The organism is Streptomyces sp. NPDC096311 (genome assembly GCF_044763085.1).
In the GTDB taxonomy this organism is placed as follows: Bacteria; Actinomycetota; Actinomycetes; order Streptomycetales; family Streptomycetaceae; genus Streptomyces.
On record NZ_JBIWFN010000003.1, the window covers coordinates 252,564 to 268,857 of the forward strand.

At 70.7% G+C, this 16,294-nt stretch carries 15 protein-coding genes; 10 read left to right on the forward strand and 5 right to left on the reverse strand.

What is annotated here, in order from left to right; all coding sequences use genetic code 11:
* The first annotated feature begins 226 nt into the window (after positions 1-226).
* The 6 genes from ACIRA5_RS09415 (at position 227) to mscL (ending at position 6,157) form a co-directional block, all read left to right on the forward strand.
* Positions 227-1,783, forward strand: coding sequence for a potassium/proton antiporter (locus tag ACIRA5_RS09415; protein ID WP_403689025.1), 1,557 nt, complete (start codon positions 227-229; stop codon positions 1,781-1,783).
* 263 nt (positions 1,784-2,046) lie between these two features.
* Positions 2,047-3,309, forward strand: a complete 1,263-nt coding sequence (locus tag ACIRA5_RS09420) for an MFS transporter (protein WP_403689027.1) — start codon at positions 2,047-2,049, stop codon at positions 3,307-3,309.
* Positions 3,310-3,377: 68 nt separating this feature from the next.
* Complete coding sequence (locus ACIRA5_RS09425; protein ID WP_403689029.1) at positions 3,378-3,686, forward strand: FmdB family zinc ribbon protein; 309 nt, start codon at positions 3,378-3,380, stop codon at positions 3,684-3,686.
* A 165-nt stretch (positions 3,687-3,851) separates the two neighbouring features.
* Complete coding sequence (locus ACIRA5_RS09430) at positions 3,852-4,685, forward strand: S-methyl-5'-thioadenosine phosphorylase (RefSeq protein WP_403689030.1); 834 nt, start codon at positions 3,852-3,854, stop codon at positions 4,683-4,685.
* Between the two features lie 236 nt (positions 4,686-4,921).
* Positions 4,922-5,536, forward strand: a complete 615-nt coding sequence (locus ACIRA5_RS09435) for a hypothetical protein (RefSeq protein ID WP_403689033.1) — start codon at positions 4,922-4,924, stop codon at positions 5,534-5,536.
* A gap of 150 nt (positions 5,537-5,686) precedes the next feature.
* The gene (gene mscL, locus ACIRA5_RS09440) at positions 5,687-6,157 is read left to right on the forward strand and encodes a large conductance mechanosensitive channel protein MscL (protein ID WP_403689034.1); all 471 of its coding nucleotides are present in this window, start codon (positions 5,687-5,689) and stop codon (positions 6,155-6,157) included.
* A 493-nt stretch (positions 6,158-6,650) separates the two neighbouring features.
* Here mscL and ACIRA5_RS09445 read toward each other — a convergent pair whose 3' ends face one another.
* Positions 6,651-6,857 carry a hypothetical protein gene (locus ACIRA5_RS09445; RefSeq protein WP_060901778.1) on the reverse strand — a complete coding sequence of 69 codons (207 nt, stop codon included), beginning with the start codon at positions 6,855-6,857 and terminating at the stop codon, positions 6,651-6,653.
* Between the two features lie 104 nt (positions 6,858-6,961).
* On the opposite strand from ACIRA5_RS09445, the gene ACIRA5_RS09450 reads away from it, so the two are divergent.
* From ACIRA5_RS09450 to ACIRA5_RS09465, 4 genes are all read left to right on the forward strand, one after another.
* Positions 6,962-8,206, forward strand: a complete 1,245-nt coding sequence (locus tag ACIRA5_RS09450) for a low temperature requirement protein A (protein WP_403689037.1) — start codon at positions 6,962-6,964, stop codon at positions 8,204-8,206.
* The gene (locus tag ACIRA5_RS09455; protein ID WP_403689039.1) at positions 8,203-9,234 is read left to right on the forward strand and encodes a P1 family peptidase; all 1,032 of its coding nucleotides are present in this window, start codon (positions 8,203-8,205) and stop codon (positions 9,232-9,234) included. The genes ACIRA5_RS09450 and ACIRA5_RS09455 overlap by 4 nt, the downstream gene beginning before the upstream one ends.
* 220 nt (positions 9,235-9,454) lie before the next feature.
* Positions 9,455-10,675, forward strand: a complete 1,221-nt coding sequence (locus tag ACIRA5_RS09460) for an Ig-like domain-containing protein (protein ID WP_403689040.1) — start codon at positions 9,455-9,457, stop codon at positions 10,673-10,675.
* Positions 10,676-10,832: 157 nt separating this feature from the next.
* A complete protein-coding gene (locus ACIRA5_RS09465; RefSeq protein WP_067376386.1) occupies positions 10,833-11,582 on the forward strand; it encodes a DUF6227 family protein in 750 nt (249 codons plus the stop codon).
* A 56-nt stretch (positions 11,583-11,638) separates the two neighbouring features.
* Here the strand turns inward: ACIRA5_RS09465 and ACIRA5_RS09470 are convergent, their stop codons facing one another.
* From ACIRA5_RS09470 to ACIRA5_RS09485, 4 genes are all read right to left on the reverse strand, one after another.
* Positions 11,639-11,896: a hypothetical protein gene (locus ACIRA5_RS09470; protein WP_403689042.1), complete on the reverse strand. Its 258-nt coding sequence runs from the start codon at positions 11,894-11,896 to the stop codon at positions 11,639-11,641.
* Between the two features lie 87 nt (positions 11,897-11,983).
* Entirely contained in the window at positions 11,984-14,089 is a 2,106-nt protein-coding gene (locus ACIRA5_RS09475; RefSeq protein WP_403689044.1) for a fructose-specific PTS transporter subunit EIIC, read from the reverse strand.
* A gap of 223 nt (positions 14,090-14,312) precedes the next feature.
* The gene (gene pfkB / locus ACIRA5_RS09480) at positions 14,313-15,266 is read right to left on the reverse strand and encodes a 1-phosphofructokinase (protein ID WP_403689047.1); all 954 of its coding nucleotides are present in this window, start codon (positions 15,264-15,266) and stop codon (positions 14,313-14,315) included.
* Positions 15,263-16,024 (reverse strand): DeoR/GlpR family DNA-binding transcription regulator, encoded by a 762-nt coding sequence (locus ACIRA5_RS09485; protein WP_054233089.1) that lies wholly within the window; start codon positions 16,022-16,024, stop codon positions 15,263-15,265. Before ACIRA5_RS09485 ends, pfkB begins: the two co-directional genes overlap by 4 nt.
* Between the last annotated feature and the right edge of the window lie 270 nt (positions 16,025-16,294).

Sequence of the window (16,294 nt, forward strand, 5' to 3'; positions counted from 1 at the left end):
CCTTGACGCGGAGTCGGGTACAGGACGGACGAGCGTTCGATCTCGGCCCATGGAGTGTCAAGAAAGCGTCAAGAGTTAGGTAAGGTAACGAAGTACTTGGACTCATGTATCGACTTCGGGTGTTCGGATCGACGTGCTGGGATCCGCGCGATCACCTCGATTCCACGCGTTGACCTCGACGCGATCACATCGAATCGACGTGTTCACATCCACACGTTCGAATCCAGTGCCCGGATTGGCGAGAAGGGAACAGCCGCTGACTGTCCACCACCTCAACCAGCTCCTGCTCGTCTGCTCGCTCGTTCTGCTCGTCGCGGTGGCAGCGGTTCGTATCTCTTCGCGCAGCGGGCTCCCCAGCCTGCTCGTCTACCTCGGCATAGGCATCGCCATGGGCCAGGACGGGGTCGGCGACGTCCACTTCAGCAACGCCGAACTGACCCAGGTCATCGGGTACGCGGCCCTGGTCGTGATCCTGGCCGAGGGCGGCCTCGGCACGAAGTGGAAGGAAATCAAGCCGGCGCTGCCCGCGGCCACCTCGCTGGCGCTGGTCGGCATCGCCGTGAGCGTCGGAGTGACGGCGACAGCCGCCCACTACCTGATCGGCCTGGAATGGCGGCAGGCACTCATCATCGGCGCGGTGGTGTCCTCGACGGACGCGGCGGCCGTCTTCTCGGTGCTGCGGAAAGTACCCCTCCCCGCGCGCGTGACGGGCATCCTGGAGGCCGAGTCCGGCTTCAACGACGCCCCGGTGGTCATCCTCGTCGTCGCGTTCTGCGCGGCGGGCCCTGTGGAGCACTGGTACGTGCTGCTGGGCGAGATAGCCCTGGAGCTGGCCATCGGCGCGGCCATCGGCCTCGCGGTGGGCTGGCTCGGCTCCTGGGGACTGCGGCACGTGGCGCTGCCCGCCTCCGGCCTCTACCCCATCGCCGCGATGGCGATCGCGGTCACCGCCTACGCCGCCGGCGCGCTCGCGCACGGCAGCGGCTTCCTCGCCGTCTACCTCGCGGCGATGATGCTCGGCAACGCCAAACTGCCGCACTGGCCCGCCACCCGAGGCTTCGCCGAAGGGCTCGGCTGGATCGCCCAGATCGGCATGTTCGTCCTGCTCGGCCTGCTGGTCACCCCGCACGAGATGGGCGACGACATCGTGCCGGCCCTCGTCATCGGCCTGGTGCTCACCATGGTGGCGCGCCCCCTGAGCGTCGTGGTCGGCCTGCTGCCCTTCCGGATCCCTTGGCAGGAGCAGACGCTGCTGTCCTGGGCGGGCCTGCGCGGCGCCGTGCCCATCATCCTGGCGACCATCCCGATGGTGAGCGGCATCGCGGAGAGCCGCCGGATCTTCAACATCGTCTTCGTCCTGGTCGTCGCCTACACCCTCATCCAGGGCCCCACGCTGCCCTGGCTGGCCCGGAAGCTGCGACTGGGCGAGTCCGAGGGCGCCGCCGACCTCGGGATCGAATCGGCGCCCCTGGAGCGGCTGCGCGGCCATCTGCTGTCCGTCGCGATCCCGAAGGGCTCCCGCATGCACGGCGTGGAGGTGGCCGAGCTGCGCATGCCCTCGGGGGCCGCCGTCACGCTCGTCGTGCGCGACGGGACCTCCTTCGTGCCGCTGCCCACGACCGTTCTGCGACGCGGCGACGAGCTGCTCGTGGTGGCCACCGACCCGGTCCGGGACGCGGCCGAGCGACGGCTGCGCGCGGTGGGCCAGGGCGGCAAGCTGGCGGGCTGGCTGGGCCTCGCGGGCAACGGCGCCGAACCGCACTCCCGACATTCCGGACAGTAAACGGGACATTAAGGGGCGATGTGCATTCACAGGCGAACACCGCCATGGTGCTCACTTTCACAGGCACCGCAGCACTCGCCCCTGTACGATGAAGGCACACCTTGATCGAACCAACTCTGCCTGACGCAGAGCTGGCGCGACCGTATGGCGGTCGTGACGCCCCCGCAGTGGGCGGCGCGGCATCTACCGCAGTTCCGCGCAAGAGGACAGCTCTCGGCGCCCCCCGCACGGGCGCGCTACCAGGCGGCAGAAAGGCACGGGCCGTGGCATCCACGGTCACCTCCCGCCCCGGATACGGACAGCTGCTGCGCACCCGCGGCGCCTGGACGTTCCTGCTTCCCGGCTTCGCCGCACGTCAGCCCTTCGCGATGCTGACGCTCTCCCTCGTCCTCCTCGTCCAGCACACCACGGGCTCGTACGGGGCCGCCGGCGCCGTCGCCGCCGTCACCGGCGTCTCCATGGCGCTGTTCGCACCCTTCACCGGCCGTCTCGCCGACCGCCACGGCCAGCGGGCCGTCCTGCTCCCCGGCGTCCTGGTGCACGCCCTGGCAGGCCTCTCCCTGACGGCGCTGGCCTTGGCGAACGCCCCCTTGTGGGCCCTTTTCCTCGCCGCCGTGCCGACCGGCGCCTCGGTGCCCCAGGTCGGGCCCATGGTGCGCGCCCGCTGGGGCGTGAAACTCCAGGACTCGCCCCTGATGACCACCGCGGCGGCCTTCGAGTCCGTCACGGACGAGCTGACCTTCGTGTTCGGCCCGCTGCTCGCCACGGCGCTGTGCACCGCCGTGCACCCGGCCGCGGGCCTGCTGACCGAGGCCGGGCTGACCCTGATCGGCGGCCTCCTCTTCGCCGCGCAGAAGAGCACCCAGCCCGTGGTCGCAGCCGCCGGGCACACACGCGTGGAGCACGGTTCCGCGCTGCGGGTCCCCGGAGTGCGCGTGCTGATCGTGACCTTCCTGGGCATCGGCTCCGTCTTCGGCGGTATGCAGGTCTCGCTCGCCGCGTTCAGCGAGTCGATCGGCGAGCCCGGTCTGAACGGCGTCCTGTACGGCGTCTTCGCCGCGGGCAACATGCTCTCCGGCGTCGTCTGCGGCGCCATCGCCTGGAAGGTGGCCCCGCAGCGGCGGCTCGTCATCGGCTACGCCGCCCTGGCGCTCGTCGCGTCCGGACTGTGGGCCGCGCACTCCGTGGTCGTGCTCGCCGCGGTCGGCCTCCTGGTCGGCATGTGCATCGCTCCGTCCCTGATCACCGGCTACACGCTGGTCGAGGGCCTGGTCCCGGCGGGCGCCCGCACCGAGGCCTTCACCTGGCTGACCGGCGCCGTAGCGCTCGGCCAGGCGGCGGCCGTCACGGTCGCCGGACAACTGGAGGACCGCCTGTGGGACGGTGCCGGATTCCTGGTGCCGATGGCCGGTACGGCACTGGCGCTGGTGACCCTGTTGGCCCTGCGCTCACGGCTGGCCACGCGGCCCAACGGACGCACCGTCGCACGTGGCGTCGGTCACCGAGTGCCGGTGACAGTGGACTGATCTCGCGGAATACGTCAGTATGGATCGTCGTTAGCACTCACTGAGTGAGAGTGCCAGGAGGAAGACAAGTGCCGACCTACCAGTACCAGTGCACCGAGTGTGGCGACGGCCTCGAGGCGGTGCAGAAGTTCACCGACGATGCCCTGACCGAGTGCCCCAACTGCGGTGGACGCCTGAAGAAGGTGTTCTCGGCCGTCGGCATTGTCTTCAAGGGCTCCGGCTTCTACCGCAACGACAGCCGTGGCTCCTCGTCGAGCAGCTCGCCGGCCTCCAAGCCGTCGACCACTTCGACGTCGTCCTCGTCGTCGACGACCTCGTCCTCGTCGGACTCGAAGTCGTCGGGCAGCGGCTCGTCGAGCAGCAGCTCGGCCGCATAGGACTTTCTCGCGGGGACCCTGTCGTCGTACGACGATGGGGTCCTTGGCGTTTTCGGGGGCAGGTTCCCCCGGAGTTTTCAAAGGACGGGGTCCTCGACATTTTCGGAAGACGGGGTCCTCGACGTTTCCGGAGGCAGACCTTCGAAGCCCGCTACTGTGCTTGTCATGGCGAACGCAGAGATCGGTGTCATCGGTGGCTCGGGCTTCTACTCCTTCCTCGACGATGTGACCGAGATACAAGTCGAGACCCCCTACGGGCCGCCGAGTGACTCCCTGTTCCTCGGCGAGATCGCCGGGCGACGGGTCGCCTTCCTTCCCCGCCACGGCCGCGGCCACCATCTGCCGCCGCACCGCATCAACTACCGGGCCAACCTCTGGGCGCTGCGCTCCGTAGGCGCCCGTCAGATTCTCGGACCCTGCGCGGTGGGCGGACTGCGCCCCCAGTACGGGCCGGGAACGCTGCTCGTGCCGGACCAGCTGGTCGACCGTACGAAGACGCGGACGCAGACGTTCTTCGACGGGCTGCCGCTGCCGGACGGCACCGTGCCGAACGTCGTGCACGTGTCGCTGGCCGACCCCTACTGCCCCATCGGCCGCAAGGCCGCCCTCGAAGCGGCGCGTGGGCGTGACTGGGAGCCGGTGGACGGCGGCACGCTCGTGGTGATCGAGGGACCGCGGTTCTCCACCCGCGCCGAGTCGCTGTGGCACCAGGCGCAGGGCTGGTCCGTGGTGGGCATGACCGGTCACCCCGAGGCCGCGCTCGCCCGTGAACTCGAGCTCTGCTACACCTCGTTGACCTTGGTCACCGACCTCGACGCGGGCGCGGAGGCCGGCGAGGGCGTCTCGCACGACGACGTGCTGAAGGTGTTCGCGTCGAACGTGGACCGGCTGCGGGACGTGCTGTACGACGCGGTGGCGGCCCTGCCGGAGAACGGGACGCGGGACTGTCTGTGCACGACGGCGCAGGGTGGCATGGATCCGGGTTTCGAGCTGCCGTGACGATGGCCTCGACGGGCGCTCGGTGGGCACTGACGGGCGCCGATGGGCGCCGATGGGCACTGACGGGCGCCGACAAGCGGTGACGGGCGATGACGGGCGTCTTCACGCCGTGGAACTTCCCGTTCGGGTGAGGGAGTTGTCCACAACTCGCCGGTAGTCCACCGGCGCCGACGGGCTCCGCCGCGAAGCCTCATCGTGGGATCGCAAGCCGATCTCTCGTCGCAGGTGGTGGTCCCATGGCACAGCACGCTCCTTTTGTACGCCCGCTGGACACGGATCTCGTACGGGCTCCGGGCACGGATCCTGTACGTCCGCCCGGTGTGGACGCGCCTCCGATCCGCGAGGTGCCGCAGTTCGCCCCCGTGCACGTGCGCGGCGGGCGGTACGGGCTGCGGCGCCTCACCCGTCACAAGCGGCGGGCCGTGGCCGCGGGGCTCGCCGTCACGGCGGCGGCCCTCGTGGCGGCGGGCCCCGGTGACGCCGGGAGGGCACGGGGCCATCCGACGGCGGCTCCCCCGTCCACGTCCGCTTCCTCCCCCATGTCCTCTTCTCCCTCTTCCGCTACCGCGTCCGTGCGGGGGCGGGGCGCGGTGGAGACGGTGGCGGCGCCGGTGCGGATCGCCGACGCGGCCACGGTGCGGCTGCTCAGGCCGGGCGACCGGGTCGACGTGATCGCGGCGGACGGTGGCGGCGAGGGCCGCGTGGTCGCGGCCGGGGCGCGGGTGGCCGAGGTCCCGGACTTCGCCGCCACCGAGACCGGGGCGCTGGTGGTCCTCTCCGTGCCCCGGGCCACGGCGGCGCGGCTGGCGGGCGCGGGCACGACGGCACGGCTGGCGGTGACACTGTGTTGAGCGCCGTGCGCAGTGCCGTACTGACGGCTCTCCTGGATATCGAATCGGTGTCAACTCGCTCGATCGTGCTATCGAATTGGACAGGTCCGGCGGGCCCTGCCGTAGGTTGCGGAGCTGTTTGTTCCACAACTTGTGCAGAGGGGCCTCTTGGTGAGCGAGAAGAAGCAACCCGGTGTCTGGGAGGGCTTCAAGGCCTTTCTGATGCGGGGCAACGTCATCGACCTGGCCGTCGCGGTGGTCATCGGCGCGGCCTTCACCAACATCGTCAACTCGGTGGTGAAGGGCATCATCAACCCGCTGGTGGGTGCGATCGGCACGAAGAACCTCGACAGCTACAGCTCCTGCCTCAAAGACCCCTGCACCGGCACCGGGGACACGGCGACGGGCATCCGGATCATGTGGGGCTCCGTGCTGGGCGCCACGCTCAGCTTCGTGATCACCGCGGCCGTCGTCTACTTCCTGATGGTCCTACCGATGTCGAAGTTCCTGGCCCGGCAGGCGGCCCGGCAGAAGGCGAAGGAGGGCACCCACGAGGTCATCGAGGTGTCCGAGCTCGAGGTCCTCAAGGAAATCCGCGACGCCCTGGTGGCCCAGCGCGGTTCGGGCAACAGCCAGCACTGACGGAGAAGACCGGGGCCGGCCCACGTAAGCCCGGAGGCCGGCGCCGGGCCATGAGGGTCGAGCTCGGGAAGCTCCGAGGCCGACTGCGGAGCATCGGGCTCGGGCCCCGGGAACGCCCGGGCCGGCGCCGGGCAGTCGCCGTAGGGCTACGAAAGCCCGGCGGCCTGCTGCCGAGGCTCGAAGCCCGATCCCGGACCGTCGGCGTCAGGCTGGGGAAGCTCGGAGGCCGGATCCGGACCGTCGGGCGCCCGCCCGGGAAGCTCGGAAGTCGACCCTGCACGACCCGGGCCAGGCTTGAGACGCTCGGCGGCCGTCTCCGGACGTTCAGGGGCCGTCTCCGGGCGCTCGGAGTCGTCCTTCGTTCTCTCCAGGCCGGGATCCGCGACCGTTCTCTCCAGGCCGGGATCCGCGACCGCGGGTCCGGCCGCGGCGGCCTCGGGACCGGCGCTCGCCAGGGCGGGGTCGGCGGCAGGCGGCGCCGAGGTACGGCGGCTCAGAGGTGGTGCGGCGGCTTCTCGTCGAGGAACCGCTTCAGGTCCGCCACGCTGTCACCGTCACCGCCGGACTGCTCGCCCCATCCCCGGTCCGTGTCGTCCGAGGACTGCTGGCTCAGCGGGTCGTCGAAGATCAGCGCGGACTTCGGATCGCGCGGTGCGGACGCGTCACGCGGTTCGGAGGCGGGGGCGGGGCCGGTACTCATGCGTCCCAGAGTACGCCGAGGGGTCCCAGGCCCACCCCAGTACGGCCGGGTCCTGCGACCGTCAACCCGAGCGACCTGGACTCTTTTCTGCTGTGCTTGGCCGTATGACGTCCAGCGCCGCTTCCGAACCCAATCCGACGCCCAGGACGGCCCGACTCGGGCCCCTGCGCAGAATGACCGCCCGGAGGAGGGACGAGGCGCACCGCGTCGCGTCGCCGCTGGAGCTCTTCTTCGACCTGTGCTTCGTCGTGGCCATCGCCCAGGCGGGCAGCCAGCTGGTGCACGCCGTGGCGGCGGGACACGCGGGCGAGGGCATCCTCAACTACGCGATGATCTTCTTCGCGATCTGGTGGGCGTGGATGAACTTCACCTGGTTCTCCTCGGCGTACGACAACGACGACGCGCTCTACCGGGTCGTGACACTGGTGCAGATCGCCGGTGTCCTGGTCCTCGCCGCCGGGATGTCGCGGGCGTTCGAGGACCATGTGTACCTGGCCGTCTGGCTCGGCTACGTGATCATGCGGTTCGCGCTGATCGCCCAGTGGCTGCGAGTGGCCCGCGGCACACAGGGCCCCGAGAGAACCATGGCGCTGCGGTACGCGGGCGGTGTGCTGCTGTGCCAGGTCGGCTGGCTGGGGCTGGTGGTCCTGCCCGAGGGCGGGCGTCCCTGGGTGTTCCTGGTGATGGCGATCGCCGAGATGTGCGTCCCCGAGTACGCGGAAAAGGACTTCGTCACCTCCTGGCATCCGCACCACGTCTCCGAGCGGTTCGGCCTGTTCACGATCATCGTGCTGGGCGAGACGATCGCCGCGTCGACGATGGCCATGAAGTCGGCGGTGGACGAACACGATGCGCTGGGCGAGCTGTTGCCGATCGCCGCCGGCGGACTGCTGATCGTCTTCTCCGCCTGGTGGATCTACTTCGTGGTACCCATCCACGGGCACCTGCGGTCCAAAACCCACGCGTTCCTGTGGGGATACGGCCACTACCTGATCTTCGCGTCGGCGGCCGCGATCGGCGCGGGCTTGGAGGTCGCGGTCGAGCAAGCGGTCGGCAAGACACAGATCTCGACGCTCGCCGCGTCAGCCGCGGTGACACTGCCGACGGCACTGTACTTCCTCACGGTGTGGCTGTTGCACGCGCGCCATTTCAAGATGGGCATCACAGAGCAACTCGTCCTGCCGACGACGGCGTTGCTGGTGATCCTGTGCACCTTCCTGCGCAGTTGGGCGGTGCTCGCGGCGGGCATCGTGGCGGCGCTGTCGGTAGCGGTCGGGGTCACCCTGACGGCACGGATGGTCACAACGAGGGGAGAGGGGACCGCGGGGCGGGAAACACTGGAGACATGACAGTTGACGCTCTGACGGATGTCGCGGGGTTGCGCGTGGGACACGCGACGCGCACCGGCGACGGTTGGCTCACCGGCACCACGGTCGTGCTCGCTCCTGCGGGCGGCGCCATCGCGGCCGTGGACGTACGCGGCGGCGGGCCCGGCACCAAGGAGACCGACGCGCTCGACCCGCGCAACCTGGTGCAGAAGGTGGAGGCGGTCGTACTGACCGGCGGCAGCGCGTACGGGCTGGACTCCGCGTCCGGGGTGATGGCCTGGCTGGAGGAGCGGGGCCGCGGGGTGCGGGTGGGCCTCGATCCGGCGCACGTCGTACCGGTCGTGCCCGCTGCCTGTGTCTTCGACCTGGGCCGCGGCGGCGACTTCCGGGCGAGGCCGGACGCGGCCACGGGCCGGGCCGCGGTCGAGGCCGCCGACGCGAGCGGGCCGGGCGCGCGGGTGCCGGAGGGGTGCGTGGGCGCCGGGACGGGGGCCACGGTCGGGCGGATCAAGGGCGGGATCGGGACGGCGAGCGCCGTGCTCGACTCGGGGATCACGGTGGCCGCGCTGGTGGTGGCCAACGCGGCGGGTTCGGCGGTGGATCCGGAGACGGGGGTGTTGTACGGGGAGTTGCTGCGAGACGGTCGTACGGCCTATCCCGCCGCCGAGGTCCACGAGGCGGCGCGACAACGGCTCGCCGAAGCCGCCGCGAAGAACACGCCTCCCCCGCTGAACACCACGCTCGCTGTCGTCGCCACCGACGCCGACCTCACCCGCGCCCAGGCCCACAAGCTGGCCGGCACGGCCCATGACGGCATCGCGCGCGCCGTCCGCCCGGTCCACCTCCTGAACGACGGCGACACGGTCTTCACCCTGGCCACGGGCGCCCGCCCGCTCCGTCCCGACCACCCCCTGGCCCTCAACGAGATCCTCGCGGCGGGCGCGGATCTGGTGACCCGGGCGATCGTCCGCGCGGTACGAGCGGCCGACCCGGTGGACGGGCCGGGCGGGGTGTGGCCGTCGTACGGGGAGCTGTACGGGAGCGCCTAGGACGGGTCCTGGCCCGTGGTTCCGGGTGGCCCGCTGCCCTCGCTGACGCCAAGTCGCGCCAATAGGAGGGGGAGTTCGTCGTGGGCCCGGTGGGCGATTGTCCCGGTTCTGTCACGCGACGGTGTTGGGCCGGGGACGGTGGGAACCCTTCGCGGCGCCGCTCGCTCTTTCTCCACGCACTGGAGCGGATCACGCACATCACGAGAAACTGGAGTAGCCCGTGACAACGCCGAACATGACAGCGCGGCGCGCACTGGGGGCCTGTGCCGCCCTGATGGTCGGCGCCCTCACCCTGACCGGCTGCGGCGGCAACGCCAGCGCCGACGCCAAGGGCGGCAAGGACAGCGGTACCTCGGCCAAGACGTCCACGGCGAAGATCGTCATCTCGGCCAAGGACGGTTCGACGGACGCGTCCATCAACGCGACGGGCGTGAAGGTCAGCGACGGCAAGCTGACCGACGTGAAGATGACGGTGTCGGGGGCCGGGACGGCGGTGCCGGGGGCGATCACCGCGGACGGGACCGGCTGGAAGCCGGCGGCGCAGTTGGAGCGCGGGACGAAGTACCAGATCTCGGCGACCGCGAAGGACGCGAGCGGACGCACGGCCGCCGCCAACTCCATCTTCACGACGGTCTCCTCGAGCAACAGCTTCATCGGCACGTACACGCCCGACAACGGCACCACGGTCGGCGTCGGAATGCCGGTGTCGTTCAACTTCGACAAGGTGATCAGCAAACAGAAGGCCGTGCAGTCGCACATCACGGTCACTTCCAGCAGCGGGCAGCAGGTGGCCGGGCACTGGTTCGGCTCGCAGCGGCTCGACTTCCGGCCCGAGACGTACTGGAAGGCCGGTTCCAAGGTCACGATGAAGATCGACCTGGACGGCGTCGAGGGCGCGAACGGCGTCTTCGGGGTGCAGAAGAAGACGGTCACCTTCACCGTCGGCCGCTCCCAGGTCTCCACGGTCGACGTCAACACGCAGACCATGACGGTCGTGCGAGACGGCAAGACGCTCAAGTCGGTGCCGATCTCGGCGGGCAGCCCGGAGCACACCACGTACAACGGTCAGATGGTGATCTCCGAGAAGTTCGTCCAGACGCGGATGAACGGCTCGACGGTGGGCTACGGCGGCGAGTACGACATCCCGGACGTGCCGCACGCGATGCGACTGACGTCTTCGGGGACGTTCATCCACGGCAACTACTGGTACAACCGCGGGAACCCGCCCTTCGGACAGCAGGGCACCAGCCACGGATGTGTCGGTCTCGCCGATGTGCAGGGCGCGCAGGGCGACACCAGCGCGAAGTGGTTCTACGACAACTCTCTCGTCGGGGACGTCGTAGTGGTGAAGAACTCCCCCGACAAGACCGTCTCGCCGGACAACGGACTGAACGGCTGGAACATGTCCTGGAGTGCGTGGACCGCGGGAAGTACGGTCTGACCTGGGGCCGTTGACGTCACGGCGGGCCGCGCGGGAACTTGCCGCGCGGCCCGCTCGTTTTCCGTCCGTACGTTTTCTCGGTTCGCAGGATTGATGTCCGACCGAGGGGCTACGGTATGCACCCACAAGGTGACATGCAGCAACGCCGGGAGAAGCCTTGAGCGTTCCGTACGAGACAGCAGCGTACGAACCACCCGAGTCGCCCGAGTCTCCGGAGGAGCACCTCGAGCGACTCCTCGGCCGTGCCCTGAACTCCTTCGAGCTGCCCGACGAGACGATAAGGCGGCTCGACTGCGCGCTGGCGCACGACAGTTCGCTGCACTCCGCGCATCACAGCGCGGGGCTGCACCGCGAGACGTACCGGCACACCTGGCTGCTCGCCGACGGCTCGGCGGTCACGCTGTGGGAGCTCGTGCACAACACGGCGCTCGGGAGTGAGCCGCAGCACGAGGTGTATGCCGACGAGGAGGAGCTGCGCGCCGCAACGGCCCGACTGCCGCTGCCGCCGGACGCGCCGGACTTCGAACTGCCCGTGATGGTCCATCCGTCACCGGTCCCCGAGCCGCGGCACGTCTACCTGACGGACGACTCGGCGGATCACGCGCGGCGGTTGTTGCGGCGGGCGGAGAACGCGGACCGGCCGGGGGCCGACATCACGACGCTGCTGCTGCGCACCGCGTTCGCGCACCAGATCACCCAGGCCTTCGGGCGCCCCTGCCGGGCGGGCCAGGTCGGCCTGTGCTTCTCGCTCTACGAGCACGCGTTCCTGCTCCGCGACGGCCAGGAGATCTCCCTGTGGGAGGTCGAGCACACGGCGACGCCGGACGGCCGGCACATGTGTGAGGTCTATCCGACGGAGCACGCGGCTCGGGCCGCCATGGAACGCCGGGCGGCGCGGCTCGCCTAGAGCCTGGCAGGGTTGTCGAGCCGAACACCCCCTTCGTCAGGGGAACCCCCCGTTCGTCAGGGGCGGCTGTCGCTGAACTGGCGTACCAGGCCCGCGAACGCGGCGCGTTCCTCGGGGGTGAGTTCCACGGTCTCCGCGGCGGGGCCGGACCGGCGCTGACGCGGTATGGCGCGCAGCACCTGCCCGTGGTGGCGCACGGGGGCCCCGGTGCGCGCACGGCGCAGCAGGCGGAACAGGCCGACGACCCAGATGACGGTCGCGAGGGCGAGGACGGCCACGCCCATCAGCTGGAGGATCGACACATGCTCAGGCATGCCCCCAGTAGACACCACGGTCCGGGACTTTGGCCCCGGACCGTGATGTATCTCGCAGATGCCCTAAAAGGGCGAGTAGTTGGCCGTTCAGGCCGCGACCGGCTCCTTGGAGTCGGCCTTCGCCGCTATCGCGGTGTCGGCGACCCCCGCGCCGGTCCCCTCGGGGGCCTGCTTGCGCATGCCCTTCAGGACGACCACCAGGGCGGTGGTGACACAGACACCGGCCGCGATGGCGATCAGGTAGAGGAACGGGTTGCCGATCAGCGGGACCACGAAGATGCCGCCGTGCGGGGCCCGCAGCGTGGCGCCGAAGGCCATCGACAGGGAGCCGGTGACCGCGCCGCCCACCATGGCGGAGGGGATCACGCGCAGCGGGTCGGCCGCCGCGAACGGGATCGCGCCTTCCGAGATGAAGGAGGCGCCCAGGACCCAGGCGGCCTTGCCGTTCTCCCGCTCGGTCTGGGTGAAGAGCTTGCCGCGCACGGTCGTGGCGAGCGCCATGGCCAGCGGCGGAACCATGCCCGCCGCCATCACGGCCGCCATGATCTTCATCGCCGAGTCACTGGGGCTCGCGACGGCGATACCGGCGGTGGCGAACGTGTACGCGACCTTGTTGACCGGGCCACCGAGGTCGAAGCACATCATCAGGCCGAGCAGCGCGCCGAGCAGGACGGCGTTGGTGCCGGTGAGGCCGTTGAGCCAGTCGGTCATGCCCTTCTGCGCGGAGGCGATGGGCTTGCCGATGACCACGAACATCAGGAATCCGACGATCGCCGCGGAGATCAGCGGGATCACCACCACCGGCATGATGCCGCGCAACGCCGCCGGGATCTTCACCTTCTGGATCCCGATCACCACACCACCGGCGATGAGACCGGCGGCCAGACCGCCGAGGAAGCCCGCGTTGATGGTGAGGGAGATCGCGCCGCCGACGAAGCCGGGCACGAGACCCGGCCGGTCCGCCATGCCGTAGGCGATGTAACCGGCCAGGACCGGGACGAGGAAGCCGAACGCGACGCCGCCGATCTGGAAGAGCAGGGCGCCCCAGCTGTCCGCCTGGGTCCACACGAAGTGGTCCATGACCGACGGCGCCTTGTTGACCGTGTACCCGCCGATCGCGAATCCGAGGGCGATCAGCAGACCGCCCGCGGCGACGAACGGGACCATGTAACTGACGCCGGACATCAGCCACTTGCGGAGCTTGGTGCCGTATCCCTCGGTGGAGTCGCCGGAGCGCTCCACCGGCGTACCCGGCGCGGATCCCGCGCTGACCTCGCCCCGCGCGGCCTTGCCACGCACCTCGGTGATCAGCTCGGTGGGCTTGTTGATGCCCGCCTTCACGCCGACGTCGACGGTGGGCTTGCCGGCGAACCGGTCCTTGTCCCGTACGGGCACGTCGTGCGCGAAGATCACACCGTCCGCGGCCGCGATGACCGCCGGGTCGAGCCGGGTGAAGCCGGCCGAGCCCTGTGTCTCGACGACGACCTCGACGCCCGCCTCGCGGCCCGCGTTCTCCAGCGACTCGGCCGCCATGTAGGTGTGCGCGATGCCGGTGGGGCAGGAGGTGACGGCGACGATCCGGAACGGACGCTCACCGGAGGCTCCGGTGTCCGCGGTGGTGTCGGTCGTCGTGTCGGTCGTGGTGCCCGCGGCGGTGTCGGCGGAGGCCGCCACCGACACCGCCACGGAGTTCTTGGAGCCGTCAGTGGACTCGGTGCCCTCGGGCGCGGTCGAGGCCGCGGCCGCCGGGGACTCGTCCCCGCGGATGAGCGCGGCCGCGGCCGCCGCGTCGTCCACGGCCCGCAGCGCGGACGTGAACTCGGCGTTCATGAGCTGACGGGCCAGCGACGACAGGATCGTCAGATGCGCGTCGTCGGCACCCGCCGGGGCGGCGATCAGGAAGATCAGGTCGGCGGGGCCGTCCGGCGCGCCGAAGTCGATCCCGGCCGCGCTGCGCCCGAAGCCGAGCGTCGGCTCGGTGACGTGAACGCTCCGGCAGTGCGGGATGCCGATCCCGCCGTCGAGGCCGGTGGGCATCTGGGCCTCGCGGGCGGCCACGTCGGCGAGGAAGCCTTCGAGGTCGGTCACCCGCCCCAGGGTCACCATGCGCTCGGCGAGGGCGCGTGCCGCCGCCTCTTTGGTCTCGGCGGACAGGTCGAGATCGACCAGGTCCGCGGTGATCATCTCGCTCATCGCGGGCTCCTTCGCACGCGTATCGCCCGGGGGAAGTGATGGGCGGGGGTGGGGACGGGGGTGCCGCACTCAGGGAGGGCGGGGTCTGCGGGTGTGGCGGAGGCGGGGCCGGGGAAACCCCGCCTCATCAGGGCCTGCTCAGGGGGTGCGACCGCGGTGGTACCGGTCGTCGGAACAGCTGGGTTCGTCGGAACAGGTGGGTTCGTCAAAGCAGCTGGCTTCGTCATGACACGGGCTCCGTGAGGACGCGGTCCGCGGGGACCTCCGACGTGACGGTCACGGCGGAGGGGTCGAGGTCGGCCGGGCCCGGCATCACACTGCCGGGCAGCTGTACGGCCGCGGCGCCATGGGCGACGGCGGAGGCGAGGGCCTCCGGGCCGCGGCCACCGGCGATCAGGAATCCGGCGAGGGAGGAGTCACCGGCGCCCACGTTGCTGCGTACAGCATCGACCCGTGCGCTGCCGAACCAGGCGCCCGCGCCGTCCACGAGCAGCTGCCCGTCCGCGCCGAGGCTCGCGAGCACGGCGTCGGCGCCCATCGCACGCAGTTCCTCGGCGGCCTTGACCGCGTCACCGACGGTGGCAAGGGGGCGCCCGACGGCCTCGGCGAGCTCCTCAGCGTTGGGCTTCACCACGTCGGGCCGCTCGCGCAGCGCCGCGAGCAGCGCGGGGCCGGAGGTGTCCAGCGCGATCCGGGCGCCGGCCGCGTGGGCGCGGGCGACGAGGTCGGCGTACCAGGAAGGACCGAGTCCGCGCGGCAGGCTGCCGCAGCAGGTGATCCAGTCGGTGTCGCCGGAACGATACTGCTGACGCACCGTCTCCAGGAGCAGCTCCGCCTCGGCGGCGGTGAGTTCGGGGCCGGGGGCGTTGATCTTCGTGAGCGTGCCGTCCGGTTCGGCGACCGAGATGTTCGAGCGGGTGGCTCCGGTGACCGGGACCGGCGCGACCTCGATGCCCTGCGCGTGGAGCAGCTCGGCGACGAGTGCGCCGGGCGCACCGCCCAGCGGCAGTACGGCGATCGTGCGCTGCCCCGCCGCCGCGACCGCGCGCGAGACGTTCACGCCCTTGCCGCCCGGGTCCATGCGTTCGCCGGTGGCCCGGATGACCTCGCCGCGGTCGAGCGACGGGACCTCGTACGTACGGTCGAGGGAGGGGTTGGGGGTGACGGTGAGGATCATGCGCGCACTACTTCCGTGCCACCGCGCTCGATGTCGGTGGCGTCTTCGGGGCTCAGCCCGCTGTCGGTGATCAGCAGGTCCACGTCGCTCAGGTCGCCGAAGCGGGCGAAGTGCTCCTGGCCGTGCTTGGAGGAGTCGGCGAGCAGCACCACGCGGCGAGCGGCGCGGATGGCCGCGCGCTTCACGGCGGCCTCGGCGAGGTCGGGGGTGGTCAGTCCGTGCTCGGCGGAGAAGCCGTTGGCCGCGACGAACAGGACGTCGGCGCGGATCTCGGCGTACGCGCGCAGCGCCCAGGCGTCCACGGCGGCGCGCGTACGGTGCCGGACGCGCCCTCCGACCAGGTGGAGCTGAATGCCGGGGTGGTCCGCGAGGCGGGCCGCGATCGGCAGGCTGTGCGTGACGACGGTGAGCGTCGCCTCCAGCGGAAGGTCCCCGGCGAGCCGGGCGACCGTGCTGCCCGCGTCGAGGATCATCGTGCCCTGGTCCGGCAGCTCGGCGACGGCGGCCTGCGCGATGCGGTCCTTCTCGTCGGCCGCGGTGGACTCGCGCTCGGCGAGGTCGGGCTCGAAGTCCAGCCGCCCGGCCGGTATGGCACCGCCGTGCACCCGCCGCAGGAGCCCCGCGCGGTCGAGGGTCTTCAGATCGCGGCGGATGGTCTCCGCGGTGACCTGGAACTCCTCGGCCAGCGAGAGCACGTCCACCCGACCGCCGTCACGGGCAAGCCGGAGGATCTCCTGCTGCCGCTCCGGTGCGTACATGTCCGTTCGCCTCCGATTGGTGTCCGGCCGATGCCCGAACTTGTGGTTTCGCTCGGAGGCTACGCCCGGATTTCCGGAAAGTAAACAGGTTCGGGTGCCAGGTGGACACAAACGGGCATCGAGGTGAGCCCCTCCGCCCCGCTCGTTCCGGCCTCGCAGAAGTCCTGACGCCGTGTCATCGCGTCCGTATCCTGGACTGTGGGACACAACTTCTCGGGGGGTGTTGTGGACAGGGACGGTCTCCGCGCCCGCCCAAACCATGACTGGCAG

Bases quoted from the DNA above. Each gene is read 5' to 3' on its own strand.
- ACIRA5_RS09430 (WP_403689030.1), top strand. From the start codon at position 3,852: ATGGCGAACGCAGAGATCGGTGTCATCGGTGGCTCGGGCTTCTACTCC.
- ACIRA5_RS09435 (WP_403689033.1), top strand. From the start codon at position 4,922: ATGGCACAGCACGCTCCTTTTGTACGCCCGCTGGACACGGATCTCGTA.
- ACIRA5_RS09445 (WP_060901778.1), bottom strand. From the start codon at position 6,857: ATGAGTACCGGCCCCGCCCCCGCCTCCGAACCGCGTGACGCGTCCGCA.
- ACIRA5_RS09450 (WP_403689037.1), top strand. From the start codon at position 6,962: ATGACGTCCAGCGCCGCTTCCGAACCCAATCCGACGCCCAGGACGGCC.
- ACIRA5_RS09455 (WP_403689039.1), top strand. From the start codon at position 8,203: ATGACAGTTGACGCTCTGACGGATGTCGCGGGGTTGCGCGTGGGACAC.
- ACIRA5_RS09470 (WP_403689042.1), bottom strand. From the start codon at position 11,896: ATGCCTGAGCATGTGTCGATCCTCCAGCTGATGGGCGTGGCCGTCCTC.
- ACIRA5_RS09475 (WP_403689044.1), bottom strand. From the start codon at position 14,089: ATGAGCGAGATGATCACCGCGGACCTGGTCGATCTCGACCTGTCCGCC.
- pfkB (WP_403689047.1), bottom strand. From the start codon at position 15,266: ATGATCCTCACCGTCACCCCCAACCCCTCCCTCGACCGTACGTACGAG.
- ACIRA5_RS09485 (WP_054233089.1), bottom strand. From the start codon at position 16,024: ATGTACGCACCGGAGCGGCAGCAGGAGATCCTCCGGCTTGCCCGTGAC.